This is a genomic window from Rhodococcus sp. Ni2, assembly GCF_021352185.1.
GTDB lineage: Bacteria > Actinomycetota > Actinomycetes > Mycobacteriales > Mycobacteriaceae > Rhodococcus_F > Rhodococcus_F qingshengii.
Genome location: NZ_WOXZ01000001.1, coordinates 773,195 through 787,168 on the forward strand (window position 1 = coordinate 773,195; position 13,974 = coordinate 787,168).

Consider the following 13,974-nt stretch of genomic DNA (forward strand, 5'->3'; position numbering starts at 1 on the left):
CCGTGACCGACGGACCGTTGATCGTCCAATCCGACAAGACGCTGCTGTTGGAGGTCGACCACGAGCGCGCCGGCGATGCCAGGCAGGCAATCGCCCCCTTCGCGGAACTCGAACGGGCCCCCGAACACGTCCACACGTATCGCATCACTCCCCTGGCCTTGTGGAATGCCCGCGCCGCCGGACACGACGCCGAGCAGGTTGTCGACGCGCTCGTGTCGTACTCACGATTCGCGGTTCCACAACCGCTGCTGGTCGACATCGTCGACACGATGGCCAGGTACGGACGCTTACAGCTGGTCAAGAGCCCGGTGCACGGCCTCATCCTGGTCAGCCTCGACCGCGCAGTCCTCACCGAGGTGATGCGACACAAGAAGATCTCGCCGATGCTCGGTGAGAAGGTCGACGACGACACCGTGATCGTCCACCCGAGCGAACGCGGCCGCCTCAAGCAGATGCTGCTCAAGGTGGGCTGGCCGGCCGAGGACCTCGCCGGCTACGTGGACGGCGAAGCGCACCCGATCGATCTCGCTTTCGAAGAGGGCCACTGGGAACTGCGCGACTACCAGCAGATGGCAGCGGATTCGTTCTGGGCCGGCGGCTCGGGCGTCGTCGTGCTGCCGTGTGGCGCCGGCAAGACGATGGTGGGCGCCGCAGCGATGGCAAAGGCCAAGGCCACCACCCTCATCCTCGTCACCAATACCGTTGCCGGTCGTCAGTGGAAGCGTGAGTTGATCGCGCGTACATCGTTGACCGAGGAAGAAATCGGCGAATACTCCGGCGAGCGCAAGGAGATTCGGCCGGTCACGATCGCGACCTACCAGGTGATCACACGTCGCACGAAGGGCGAGTACAAGCACCTCGAACTTTTCGACTCCCGCGACTGGGGACTGGTGATCTACGACGAGGTCCACTTGCTGCCCGCGCCCGTCTTCCGGATGACGGCAGATCTGCAGTCGCGCCGCCGTCTCGGCCTGACCGCAACGCTGGTTCGTGAGGACGGCCGCGAAGGCGACGTCTTCTCGCTCATCGGCCCCAAGCGCTACGACGCTCCGTGGAAGGACATCGAAGCGCAGGGCTGGATCGCGCCGGCCGACTGCGTCGAGGTGCGAGTGACGATGACGGACGCCGAGCGCATGTCCTATGCCGTCGCCGAACCGGAGGAGCGCTACAAACTGTGCTCGACGGCTCACACGAAAATTGCGGTCGTGAAGTCGATCCTGGCCAAGCACCCCGATTCTCCGACTTTGGTGATCGGTGCGTATCTCGATCAGCTCGACGAACTCGGCGAAGCCCTGAACGCCCCGGTGATCAAGGGATCCACCAAGAACAAGGAACGCGAGATCCTCTTCGATCAGTTCCGTAACGGTGAGATCCAGACGCTGGTGGTGAGTAAGGTCGCGAACTTCTCGATCGACCTTCCGGAGGCGTCTGTCGCCGTGCAGGTTTCGGGAACCTTCGGGTCGAGACAGGAAGAAGCGCAGCGACTCGGACGCCTACTGCGACCCAAGCACGACGGCGGTCAGGCTCACTTCTATTCGGTGGTCTCGCGCGACACTCTCGATGCGGAGTATGCGGCACATCGTCAGCGATTCCTCGCCGAACAGGGCTACGCCTACCGGATCACCGACGCCGATGACCTGCTCGGACCTGCAATCGGCTGAGCATTTCTGCAACACGTTGCAGAATCAAATGGACATACGTCCAGTTATCTGTAGAGTGTCCCCTGTCACAGTCGTGTCCATCGGCCGGGGGTCACCTGCACCATGCGCTCAGTTCCACGTCTACGGGGTCGGCTCGCCGGGACCATTTCGCTGCTGACTGCCGCCGTCGTCGTCGCCGCGACCGGCGTCAGTGCGGCCGCTCCGAGTCCTGCTCCCACCACGCAGAACTCGGTGTACGCACTTGCGAACGGTTGCTTCGCACTTCGTACGGAGTCCGGCGATTTCGTCCGTCGTGACGGGTCGGCGTACCTCACCGACGTAACGAAAGCCGCAGACGCCGAACCGTTCCGACTACATGCGGCCCAGTTGGGTCGATTCATGCTGTACGGCCCGGACGGGTCGATGCTCTCGCACGACGGCGCAGACTCGGTGCTCGCCACTTCCGAAGCAACTCCGTCCACCGACTGGACCGTGATGTCCACTGGCGAGTCCTTCGTTCTGACAGCGACCTCGAACGGCCGACAACTGATCTCGCGAGATTTGATGCTCACGATGTCCGATCCCGGTGACGTTCCCGACTCTGCGTTCACGCTGATCCCGCGCGACGGCTGCGCCGACTTCCCCGAAGCGGAGTTGGGCGCAAACGGCGTTCCGGGAGAAATCGGACCGAACGGTGAAGTCACCGGATTCATCGACACACACGTGCACATGAATGCTTCCGAGTTCATGGGCGGAAACTTGCACTGCGGCCGACCTTTCGATCCTCAGGGCGTCACCGCAGCGCTCGTCGACTGCCCGGACCATCAACCCGACGGGATACCGGCGCTCCTCGAAAACGTTCTGTCGTACGGCAATCCCTTCGAAACTCACGACACCACCGGCTGGCCGAGTTTCACCGACTGGCCGGCGCACGATTCACTGACACACGAGCAGACGTACTACAAGTGGGTCGAGCGGGCCTGGCGTGGCGGTCTGCGAATCTTCACCAACCTCTTTGTCGCCAACCGTGTCCTGTGCGAGCTGTATCCGAGTAAACGAAATCCCTGTGACGAGATGGAGACCGTCCGGATCCAGGCGCAGCAGACACGCGAACTCCAGGACTACATCGACGCCCAGTACGGCGGTCCCGGCCGGGGTTGGTTCCGCATCGTGAGCTCCCCTGAACAGGCCAGGCAGGTGGCCGCCGACGGAAAGCTGGCCGTCACCCTCGGGGTGGAGGTGTCCGAACCCTTCGGTTGCTCTGTGCGCAACGGTATTCCGCAGTGCACCGAGGACGACATCGACCGCGGCCTGGACGAGTTGTACGACCTCGGTGTCCGGCAGATGATCGTCACGCACAAGTTCGACAACGCCCTCGGCGGTGCCCGTTTCGACGGCGGCGTCACCGGAGTGGCCGTCAACATCGGCAACTACCTGGGCACCGGGGAGTTCTGGCAGTCGGAACCATGCACCGGCGTTGCCGAGGACAATGTGCTGCCCACCAAGGTCGACGGCGCACAGAATCTTCTCGCGGTACTCCCACCCGGAGTGACGCTTCCGGTGTACCCCTCTGGTCCGCAATGCAATTCGCACGGCCTGACCGACCTCGGCGCGTACACGATCCGAGGTTTGATGGACCGAGGGATGATCGTGGACATCGATCACATGAGCGTCAAGACCGCCGAAGCGGCTCTCGATATTCTCGAAGCTGCGAACTACTCCGGCGTCGTTTCCAGTCACAGCTGGAGCGACCCGAGCCTGTACAAGCGGATCTACGCACTCGGCGGATTTGTCGCCCTGTACGCCGGACAACTCGACGCATCGGACGAAAAGCCCGAAGAGCGTGGGTTCATCGACCAGTGGCGGGACGCACGGGCGATGCGAAGCGAGAACTACTACTTCGGTTTCGGCTACGGCGCCGACACCAACGGCTTCGGGCCGCAGGCCGCACCGCGCGGCGACGCCGCAGAAAATCCGCTGCAATATCCGTACACCGCCTTCGACGGCACGGTCATGGACCAGCAGCGCGCCGGCACCCGGGTTTTCGACGTGAACACCGACGGCGTGGCGCAGTACGGGATGATTCCCGACTGGATCGCGGACATGCGCATCGCTGCGGGAGCCGACGGCGACACCATCATCGAGGACATGAGCCGCGGCGCCGAGGCTTACCTGCAGATGTGGGAGCGCGCGCGAAACTAGCTACGCTGGTGGACGGTCCCCGGGCGATCGGGGGCCGGTCCTAGATCGTCCGGCACCACCCGAAGGAATTTTTCGTGGCTGACTTCCAGTTCACCGTCGACAAGGCTCATGCCAAGTCGGTCAACGACACACTGGCCGATGTACGCCGCCTGCAGATTTCTGCGGTGATCTTCGCGATCGTCCTCGCCGCGGTCGGGGCCTGGTTGATCAGCATGGGCGAGGTGTGGTCCATCATCATCGGCGCAGTCCTCGCCATCGGTGCGGCCAGTTCCCTGTGGGTTGCCGTGTGGGCACCTCGCAAGGTGGGAAGCGTCGAATCTCTGTATGCGGACAACCCACTGGTTCCCGCGATCGTCACCGAGGTTCACCCTCGAGCGGCGACCTTGACGGCATTGATCGACATCGCGAAGCCTGCGGCCGGAGCACCGCAGTACGCGCTCGTCAGCCGCAACGTTCGACTCAATCCGAAGTGGCGAGTCGGCGACCGCATTCCGTCGGTCGCACTGCGTTCGGATCGTTCCACCCGCAGCAAGGCTGACACGTGGCAGATGGTCAGTCCCATGCCGATCGAGTGGGGGACCAAGGACTCGGCAGTGCTGGCACGCGCGATCGCTGCTGTCAGTGCGAGCGAGTGGAACTTCCTGCAGAGCCGGATTCCCGATTCCGAAGAAGTTCGCACCCACCCCGATCGCCGGGTTCTGATCAACCCGGCCGATCTTCCTGACTCGCTGCGCTAGCCCCAACGGTTACGCGAGCGCGGGCAGCACTTCCTTCTCGAACATCTCGATTCCCGACGTGTCGTACGCGGCCTCGGGGAAGTAGAAGATTCCGTACTCGAGTCCCTGCGCCGCGAGCGCCGACAGGTTCTCGATGATCTGCTCGGGCGTACCCACGGCAGGCATTCCGCGGAACGCATCGAGCGACGCATCGGCGGCAGCTTCGCCGACCAACGGCGTCAGTCGGGCCTTCAGTGTCTCCAACCGCTGAGCCACCTCGGATTCCGTCGCGCCGATGGCCACGTTGTAGTTGGCCGAACGGACGATGGCGTCGAAATCGCTACCGACGGTGTCGCAGTGCTTCTTCAGGATTTCGGACTTGTGCGCGAAGCCGGCCGGGGTGCCGTCGAAGTTCGTGTACTGCGCGTACTTGGCCGCGATCTTGAGTGTGACCTTCTCGCCGCCACCGGCAACCCAGATGGGAATTCCGCCCTCTTGCAACGGAAGTGGACGGCACAGCGCTCCGTCGACCTGGTAGTACTTGCCGTCGAGCGTCGAACTGCCGGTCGACCACGCCTGCTGCATGATCTGGATTCCTTCGTCGAGGCGGCCCAGACGCTCACCGGCAGAGGGGAAACCGTAGCCGTACGCACGCCACTCCTGCTCGTACCAACCGCCGCCGATGCCCATCTCGACGCGTCCACCCGTGATGAGATCGGTGGTCGCGGCGACCTTGGCGAGGTACGCCGGGTTTCGGTAACTCATGGCGGTACACATCTGGCCCAGTCGGATACGCGAGGTCGACGCACCGAGTGCGGCCATCAACGTCCACGCCTCGTGAGTCGCTTCTTCCGTCGGCTGGGGAACGGTGTGGAAGTGGTCGTAGACCCACACCGACTCCCACGGCCCTGCCTCCGCGCGCAGCGTGAAGTCTCGCATCACCTCCCACTGCTTCGCGGGGTCGATGCCGACCAGGTCCAGACGCCAGCCTTGAGGTACGAACAGTCCGAATCGCATGTAGCGAGCCTACCTACAGTTTCCCGACGCGCGACCGGGGTGACACCCGCGGAGAGTAGACCGGAATGAAGCGGAACATCATCGCCGCGCCGGCGAACGACGTCGCGCCCAGAGCGGCGAATGCCCACCCGAGTGGGAGCACCGCGGCGAGTAGACCGATCGCGAGCGGCCCACCGAACATGCCGGTGTCGTGAGTCAATCGCCATGCAGCGAGGAACTCGGCGCGTTCTTCGGGCGGGGCGATATCGGCACCGAGGGTCATGATCACGCCGTTGCCCAGCCCGTTGCCGATCCCCATCACGACAGCGACCACGGTCAATCCCACTGCACCCGTCGAGAACGGCAACAGTAGGTACGACACACCGATCACCGTCAGCGAAGGCACCGCGACCAGCCTGCGGCCGTATCGGTCCATGATGTGTCCGGCCGGGTACGAGCACAGCAAGTCCACGGCCGCACCGATACCGAAGATCACACTCACCTGGGCTGCATCCAATCCGAGGTGCAATGCCCACAATGGAAGAACGGCCTCACGCGAAGCGCGGGCGGCGCCCATCAGAAGGGAGCCTGTCCCGAGCGTCGACAGAGCGGCACGATGACGGCGAAGGATCTCCGGGAGCGTGACGTGTCCGTGATCGCCGTTGCCTGCCTGCACCTTTCGTGGCGGGTCGGGAACGCGGGCCATCAGCGCCCCGGCGAGCACGACGCCCACCAACTGGACAAGGAATCCTCCGCGCGCTCCCACCAGGAGAATCACGCCGGCCCCGATGAGCGGTCCCAGGAAGAAACCCAACCGCCACATCGCAGCGAACGACGACATTGCTCGGGCCCGTAGACCGAGTGGCACGGTCTCGGCGAGGTAGCTCTGCCGCGCAAGGCCCCACACCGCATTCGCCAATCCGGTCAACAGTGCGCCGATACCGAGCATCCACGGAGTCTGTGCAAGGAGACAGATCACCACTCCTGTTGCACCCAAGGAACTTCCGCCGATGATCGACCTGCGCTCACCGAAACGCGACACGATCCTGCCGGCGGGGAGGTCACCGAGTACGGCGCCCAAACCACCGAGTGCAACGATCAGGCCGGCGACGGCAACCGAGGCACCCAGGTCGCGCGCGGTGACGGCCATGATGGGGGCAGCCGCACCCTGACCGATCCCGAAGATGGCCGCCGGTACGAAAACCGTTGTGACCAGTGGCTTGAGACCGGCAATCGCCGGCTGTTCCTTGGGCAGTGTTTCCGTCACGCGCTCACTTCTGCCGCGTCAGCGGCCCGCGAGAACCGATTCGCCGGACGATCGAGGCCGTAGTGACCCCGCAGGGTGGATTCCGTGTATTCGGTCCGGAAGAGCCCACGCGCCTGCAGAATCGGCACGACCCGGTCGACGAACACCTCGAGCCCTCCGGGCAGATAGGGCGGCATGATGTTGAAGCCGTCCGCGGCGCCCTTGTCGAACCATTCGGTCAACTCGTCCGCGACCTGCTCCGGTGTCCCGGCAAATGTCCGATGCCCACGGCCACCGCCGAGTTTGCCGATCAGTTCACGGACGGTGAGGTTTTCGCTCTCCGCAAGGTCTTTGACGAGCTGGTATCGACTCTTGTTTCCTTGGATGCGATCGATGTCCGGCAACGGAGGCAACGGGGCATCCAGCGAATGCTCGGTGAGGTCGACGCCCACCATGTTCGAGAGTTGGCGCAGCGAGTACTCAGGTGAGATGAGATCCGTGAACGACTGCTCCAGTGCCTTGGCTTCTTCTTCCGTATCCGCGATGAAGGGAACGATGCCTGGCAGCACCTTGATCTCGTCGGGACTACGCCCGTACTTGATCAGCCGCGCTTTGAGGTCGGTGTAGAAATCCTGCCCCTGCTCGAGTGTTCGTTGAGCGGTGAACACGGCCTCGGCATACTTCGCCGCGAAGTCCTTACCGCTCTCGGAGGAACCGGCTTGCACGAGCAACGGACGTCCCTGTGGAGACCTCGGCGAATTGAGCGGGCCAGCCACCGTGAATCGTTGACCGTCATGGTCGATGCGATGGACACGATCAGGATCGGCGAAGATTCCGGTCTCTTCGTCCAGGACAACTGCCCCCTCTTCCCAGCTGTCCCAGAGTCCGAGCGTCACGTCGAGAAACTCCTCGGCGCGCTCGTAACGACCGCTGTGCGTCGGTACCGCATCGAGGCCGAAGTTCGCGGCCTCGTCGGCGCCGGCCGACGTCACGATGTTCCACCCGCCTCGTCCGCCACTGATGTGATCGAGGGAAGCGAACTTCCTTGCGAGAGTGTATGGATCGCTGTAACTGGTCGACGCGGTTGCAATCAGCCCCACCTTGTCGGTGGCCGCCGCGATCGCCGACAGCAAGGTGACGGGTTCGAAGATCGCCTGGGTGTTGTACTTGACCCGCGGGCCGACTGCTAGACCGTCGGCGAAGAACACCGAGTCCAGCTTTCCACGCTCGGCGATTCTCCCCAATTCCTGGAAGTGCTTGACGTCCAGGAGGTTGGCCGCATTTGTGCGTGGGTGGCGCCACGCCGCCTCATGATGGCCGACGCCCATCAGGAAGGCGTTCAGATGAAATTGTCGTTCGGACATGAGTTCGCAGAATCTTTCCGTGAATGTGTGGTCAGGTGGTGACGCGCCAGCGCGAGAGCCGACGTTCGATCAGGACCAGAATCGCGTTGATTGTCAGACCCAACAACGAGATCGCGACGATGCCCGCGTACATGTTCGGGATCTGGAAGTTGAGTTGTGAAGCGGTGATCAGATACCCGAGACCGGCTTTGGCCCCGACCATTTCGGCGGCGATCAGCACGAGAATCGACGACGCGGCTGCCATGCGGATACCCGTGAAGATCGTGGGAACAGCGGCGGGCAGAACCACCTTCTGGAACAGCCGAATCGAGGAGAACCCCAGCGAGGCAGCGGACTTGATCAGCAGGGGGTCCACTGTTCGCACACCGGAGATCGTGTTGAGCAGAATCGGGAAGGTGCAGGCGTAGATCACCAGGGCGATCTTCGATTCCTCACCGATTCCGAGAATCAGCACGAAGACGGGAAGCAGAGCCAAGGCTGCTGTGTTGCGGAACAATTCGAGAATCGGGTTGAGGAAGTCGGAGACCGGGCGGTACCAGGCGATCGCGATTCCCAACGGAATCGCGATCGCGATGGCCACGAAGAATCCGGTCAGCGCACGCGTCAGACTGGCCGAAACATGCTCTTGCAATTGTCCGTTCTCGGCGAGAGTGAAGAATGCGGACACAACTTCGGTGAAGGGCGGGAGGAAGACCTTGTCCACCAGCCCGAGCCGAGGTGCCGCTTCCCAGATCCCGAGGAAGATCGCGATCGCAATCGACGGCTTGGCAATCCGCCAGGCGGTGGAACGAATGTAGCGCGCCGCCTTGCCGCCGGCCTGGCTCCGCTGCGCAATGTCAGGTGTTTTGTCGGCCAACGGTTTCGGGGTGGCGACCACCTCCGGCGTCGCCAATGCGCTAGACATGTGCAACCTCCTTGGCAGGATCGAGTTCGCCGGCCCGAGCGCGCTCGACTTCACCGTGCAGCAGCGTCCAGATCCGGTGCCGGAACACTCGGAACTCCTCACCTGATCGCACGTCGTCGCCGGACCGGTCGATGTCGATGTCGACGATCGTCTTGACTCGCCCCGGCCGCGAAGTCAGTACTGCAACACGTTGCCCGAGGTAGATGGCCTCGTCGATTCCGTGGGTGATGAACAAGATGGTCTTGCCGGTGGCCTTCCAGATGCGCAGAAGCTCGTCCTGCAGCGACTCTCGCGTCTGTGCGTCCAGCGCAGCAAATGGTTCGTCCATCAGCAACACTTCGGGGTCGAATGCCAGGCTGCGGGCGATCGCGACTCGCTGCTTCATTCCACCGGACAACTCGTGCGGATAGCGATCCGCGAAACCTTGCAGACCGACCAGTTCGAGGTAATGCTCGGCGAGCTCGCGTCGCTCGTTCTTCTTCACGCCCTTCGCTTCGAGTCCGAACTCGATGTTGTGACGTGCAGTTCGCCATGGAAGTAGCGCGTATTGCTGGAAGACGATTCCCCGATCCAAGCCTGGGCCCGTGATCTGCTTGCCGTCCAGAAGGATTCGACCGGAAGTGGGCGAACTGAGTCCTCCGAGGAGGTCCAGCAGAGTCGACTTGCCGCAACCACTCGGCCCGACGAGGACCAGGAACTCCCCCGGCGCCACGTCGATGTTGATGTCCTCGACCGCGGTGAAAACTTCGTCGGTCCCACGAATGTCGAACTGTTTGGTGACGTGCTCGAGCCGTAGTTTCGGTTCTGTGCTCATTTTGCTGCCTCCAGTGCCTGTCCGTCAGCGCCGCTGTCGGGTGAATACGTTCCGTTGGCGTACGGGTTGAATTCGTTGGTGTAGATGTCCGACGGCTTCAACTTTCCTTCTTCGAGTTCGCCGTTACGGGTGAGCCAGTCGATCCACGTGCTGATCTCGGTATCGGTGATCGTTCCGCCGGGGCCGGCGACTCCTGGGCTCTTCCAGTAGCTGATGAGCTTGGTGTCCTCGTTGCGTCCGCGGCTGTTGATGATCGACGTCAGCTTCGCGACCACTTCTTCTCGTGGGTGTGTCTGCGTCCAGCGGATGGCCCTCGCTGTTCCCTGCACGAAATCGGCGACCGCCTCCTTGTTCTGCGCGATGTAGTCGTCACGGAACACCAACGTGCCGTAGGTGAACGAGCCGAACAACGATTCGTCCGTGAACAGCTCGCGAAGGCCACCACGTTCGAGCGCGGAGTCACGGAAGACCGAGCCGAGGGTGGCGACGTCGATCTGTCCCTGCCGCAAAGCTTGTTCCGTGTTGACCGGCGGAACCACGATCAGTTCCACCTGCTTGATCTCGTCCGGTGTAAGCCCCTCCCGCGCAAGCCATTCACGCACGACGAACTCGTGGTGCGCACCGAGGGTGTTCATCCCGACCTTCTTGCCGATCAGGTCCTTCGCCGATTTGATCGGACTGTCGTCGAGAACGTAGTACCCGTTGAAGCTCTCCTTGTCGGAGCCGTAGTACCCGATGACCGAGGTGATCGGTGAACCCGCGGAAGCCAACTTCACCACCGCCCCGTTGAACGCTCCGCCGAACTCGGTTTGACCGGTCGCTGCGTTCTGAATGCTCTGAGGGCCGCTGGTCGTATCGCCGATCCAGTTGAGCTCCACGTCGTTGAAGTAGCCGAGGTCAGCGGCCAGTTCGGGGTAGATGACCTGTCCGGTGCTGCCCTCGTACCGCAGGACGGTCTTGCCGTCGGCGGTCTTGACCACTTCGTCGGAGGAGCCCGAGCAGGCAACGGCAAAACTGGACAGAGTGACAAGAGCGACGACCGCGGCTACCGAGCGCGCGAAACGAGGGCGAATCATGAAGTTGCTTCCTGTAGAAGATGATTGGTTCAGTTCTCGGCTACACCTGTCCGGAGCGCCGTGTGCGGCGCTCGGCACAGGCAGGTGTGGGGAATGTCAGTTCAACGACAACAGTTGAGCGACATGAGCGGGAAAGACCGAAACACGTGAGACTCCAATGAATGTGCAGACAGGATCGAGCCGTGAGCAGTGCCGAAACCATACGTCGGCACCCACTACCTGGGTCAACGGTTACATTCATGCCGGATTTAATGTGTGAGGTCCGTATCATGAGGGCATGCTTTCGCCGACGACTGCGCAGGACTTCGAGCAACACCGTGGCCACCTGACGTCGGTGGCCTACCGTCTCACCGGAAGTTTCAGCGACGCTCAGGATGCGGTGCAGGAGGCATGGATACGCTTGCAAGTCGCACAATCGAGACAAGGAAGCGACCTCGAGATCCGCGAGCTGCGCGGATGGCTCACCACTGTTGTCGGTCGGATCTGCCTCGATCATCTCAAATCGGCCGCGGTCAGAAGAGAAAGCTATGTCGGACAGTGGCTTCCGGAGCCGATCGTCACGCCCGTCGACGCCACCTCGGGCACACCCTCAGCGACACCCGATCCGCTGGAGTACGTCGTGACGCAGGAACAGAATCGTCTTGCTGCCCTCGTCGTCCTGGACACCCTTACTCCCGCTCAACGCGTTGCCTTCGTCCTGCATGACGGCTTCGACGTGCCCTTCGCCGAGGTTGCGCGCATCCTCGACATCGAAGTAGCCACTGCCCGTCAGTTGGCCTCGCGGGCCCGTAAAGCCGCAGCGTCGGCGCCGGTCCCGGTCAGTAGCGAGGAGCATGCTGCTGCCGTCGAGCGATTGGTGACGGCTATCGCGAGTGGAGATCTGAACGCCGTGATAGGTGCACTCGATCCCGATGCCGTCCTGATCGGTGACGCAGGCGGAACTACCCGCACGGCTGTCAACATTGTGCGCGGCAGCGATCGTGTCGCGCGGTTCTATCTGGGATTGGCCCGCAAGTACGGACCGGCAGCGGTGTTCTCGATGTCACCGGTTCTCGTCAACGGACAGCTCGGCGGTGTATTCGCCGGCTCACCGGGGGACGACCAGTACCCGCAGTTCGCCGCTCGCGTTGCCGGCTTCACTGTCCGCGACGGAGTTGTGTGCGCAGCCTACGACATTGCGAATCCAGCCAAGTTCAGCGCTGTGCCGATGCTCGATCACACCGAACCCGAACGCAAGTAGCGAGACTCCCATTCCTCGAGGTGTGATCTGGACACCTGCGTGCCGAACCACAGTCGGTGCAGTACATCCGATCCCAGATGATGCAATTCGGTGTGCGTCCTCCACTGCTGCGACGCCCACTCGGGTTCGTTGTGGGCGGCGTCGATCCCGGCCATCGCGCTACCTCGCAGTTCGAAGTCCAGGTCCCGACGAAGCTCCGAAAGCTCCGACCAATTCGCCTGTGGTGCATAGTGCCTCGCGCGAATTTCGGTCAGCAGCTTGAACAGGACGCTACCCGCCCGCTCGTCGACCCAGATCAGAGTGCGTCGATGCGCACCGCGCCCCACCGTCCACAGGACCACCAACGCCACGACGACGCCGATTGCCGTCTCGAGCATGCGGCTGAGGATCAGATGTCGGACGGTCCCGTGCGCACCACCGGCCGCGCCGAGGAGAATCGCGAGGGCGGTGATGAAGATGACGGCTATCCCGTAATTCCGCACCAGGAACAGCTCGATCCCCGCCATCAGGACTGCAAGTACCGCCACCAACCACAGACCGGTCGGACTCCAGGAGTAGATGGCACCCAACAGAATCAACCCGAGGACGGTCCCACCGATGCGGTGGATTCCGCGATAGGTGCCCAGTATTCGATCCGGTCCTTGATGAAGGACCATCGCCGCGGCGATCACCGCCCAGTCCGGGCGATCGATGCCGAGCAGGACGGTGAGGGTTCCCGCCGCCATACAGGCAATGGACAGCCGAAGTGCCGTCACCGACGCTCGGCTGGACGGATTGCAGGCGCGGAGGAACCGATATCGGATCGTCGGGTCGGGCAGAGGCGGGTGGGCCCCGACCTCGTCGACGTCGAACGCGGGGTCCGCCATGAGCTCCGGATCGTGGTCGTCGGAGATCGCTCTGGCCATCGAGATCTGCGCTCGTTCGAGTTCACGGGTCAACGGGTGGTCTTTCCCGACGATTGCGCCGCGGTAAAGGCACTGCCACGCGTCGTGCAGCCGAAGTGCTGCAGCGTGGCGTTTGTCTCGCGTGAGTTCGGGTGGGGCGTACCTCGCCTGAGCGTCCGTGTACTCCGCAACGGCCGAGACGGCTGCCTGTACAGCGCTGCGTTCGACAGCTCTCGGTGCCCACAGGATTCCCGTCATCGAGACGACCACCGCGCTGATCCCACCGATTGCCGTCCACATCGCGACCTCGACCGGCGGCTGACCGGGAGTGGCGATCACGGAACTGATCTCGGTGGTGAGCAACAGAAAGAACGCGCCCGGTGGACCCAATCGAAGCGCGTCGACGGTGAAGGCGCAGGTCGACACCACGACGGCCATGATCAGCACGACAAAGACCAGCAGCACCGTCGGCGCTCCCTCAGCGATGGCTCGGTGGACGGGCTCACCCACCGATGCCCCGACGAAGGACAGGATCGTCAGCGCCGTCGCAGCGATACCGACTGCCTTCCACCTGCTCCGGTACGGACGACCCTCACCGTAGATCGATGCAAATGCACCGAGGCCGACCAGGAGCGAAGCAGACCCGGATCCGAGCAGTGTGGCGATGGCCGCCGGAATCGCCAGGGCTAGGGCGACGCGAACCGCTCCGGGGTACCTGTTTCCCACCGGCGGCAATCCGAACAGGACGCTGCGCGCCGGCCGCGGAGCCGGGAGGTTGGACTCGTGACCCGCTGATGTTTCTTCGGGGTCCACTGCCCATCCTTCGCGCCGGCCTGTTCGTGTCTGTGTCCTCCCATTCTTGCGGGCGGCCGACGTGGAATTCGAGGCGGGT

Annotated in this window: 11 protein-coding genes; 4 read left to right on the forward strand and 7 right to left on the reverse strand. The window is 63.1% G+C overall.

The features are described from left to right. The first annotated feature begins 2 nt into the window (after positions 1 to 2). From GN300_RS03645 to GN300_RS03655, 3 genes are all read left to right on the forward strand, one after another. Entirely contained in the window at positions 3 to 1,661 is a 1,659-nt protein-coding gene (locus tag GN300_RS03645) for a DNA repair helicase XPB (protein WP_003940219.1), read from the forward strand. 102 nt (positions 1,662 to 1,763) lie between these two features. Continuing rightward, the gene (locus tag GN300_RS03650; RefSeq protein ID WP_063315902.1) at positions 1,764 to 3,842 is read left to right on the forward strand and encodes a hypothetical protein; all 2,079 of its coding nucleotides are present in this window, start codon (positions 1,764 to 1,766) and stop codon (positions 3,840 to 3,842) included. A gap of 74 nt (positions 3,843 to 3,916) precedes the next feature. Continuing rightward, positions 3,917 to 4,579: a DUF3239 domain-containing protein gene (locus tag GN300_RS03655; RefSeq protein ID WP_007733514.1), complete on the forward strand. Its 663-nt coding sequence runs from the start codon at positions 3,917 to 3,919 to the stop codon at positions 4,577 to 4,579. Between the two features lie 9 nt (positions 4,580 to 4,588). On the opposite strand, the gene GN300_RS03660 is transcribed toward GN300_RS03655, so the two are convergent. The 6 genes from GN300_RS03660 to GN300_RS03685 are packed head-to-tail and all read right to left on the reverse strand — an operon-like array spanning position 4,589 to position 10,958. Then, positions 4,589 to 5,575 (reverse strand): LLM class F420-dependent oxidoreductase, encoded by a 987-nt coding sequence (locus GN300_RS03660; RefSeq protein ID WP_063315901.1) that lies wholly within the window; start codon positions 5,573 to 5,575, stop codon positions 4,589 to 4,591. Between the two features lie 13 nt (positions 5,576 to 5,588). Next, complete coding sequence (locus GN300_RS03665; RefSeq protein WP_063315900.1) at positions 5,589 to 6,821, reverse strand: MFS transporter; 1,233 nt, start codon at positions 6,819 to 6,821, stop codon at positions 5,589 to 5,591. Then, on the reverse strand, positions 6,818 to 8,164 hold the full coding sequence (locus tag GN300_RS03670; protein ID WP_007733520.1) for an LLM class flavin-dependent oxidoreductase: 1,347 nt from the start codon (positions 8,162 to 8,164) through the stop codon (positions 6,818 to 6,820). Before GN300_RS03670 ends, GN300_RS03665 begins: the two co-directional genes overlap by 4 nt. Before the next feature lie 31 nt (positions 8,165 to 8,195). Then, positions 8,196 to 9,068: an ABC transporter permease gene (locus GN300_RS03675; RefSeq protein ID WP_007733521.1), complete on the reverse strand. Its 873-nt coding sequence runs from the start codon at positions 9,066 to 9,068 to the stop codon at positions 8,196 to 8,198. Next, entirely contained in the window at positions 9,061 to 9,882 is an 822-nt protein-coding gene (locus tag GN300_RS03680) for an ABC transporter ATP-binding protein (protein ID WP_063315899.1), read from the reverse strand. Before GN300_RS03680 ends, GN300_RS03675 begins: the two co-directional genes overlap by 8 nt. Then, positions 9,879 to 10,958: an ABC transporter substrate-binding protein gene (locus GN300_RS03685; RefSeq protein ID WP_007733528.1), complete on the reverse strand. Its 1,080-nt coding sequence runs from the start codon at positions 10,956 to 10,958 to the stop codon at positions 9,879 to 9,881. Before GN300_RS03685 ends, GN300_RS03680 begins: the two co-directional genes overlap by 4 nt. Before the next feature lie 277 nt (positions 10,959 to 11,235). Here GN300_RS03685 and GN300_RS03690 point away from each other — a divergent pair, with 277 nt between their 5' ends. Beyond that, the gene (locus GN300_RS03690) at positions 11,236 to 12,198 is read left to right on the forward strand and encodes a sigma-70 family RNA polymerase sigma factor (RefSeq protein WP_063315898.1); all 963 of its coding nucleotides are present in this window, start codon (positions 11,236 to 11,238) and stop codon (positions 12,196 to 12,198) included. Here the strand turns inward: GN300_RS03690 and GN300_RS29875 are convergent. Beyond that, positions 12,174 to 13,895, reverse strand: coding sequence for an FUSC family protein (locus GN300_RS29875; protein ID WP_063316054.1), 1,722 nt, complete (start codon positions 13,893 to 13,895; stop codon positions 12,174 to 12,176). The genes GN300_RS03690 and GN300_RS29875 overlap by 25 nt on opposite strands. Positions 13,896 to 13,974: the final 79 nt, after the last annotated feature.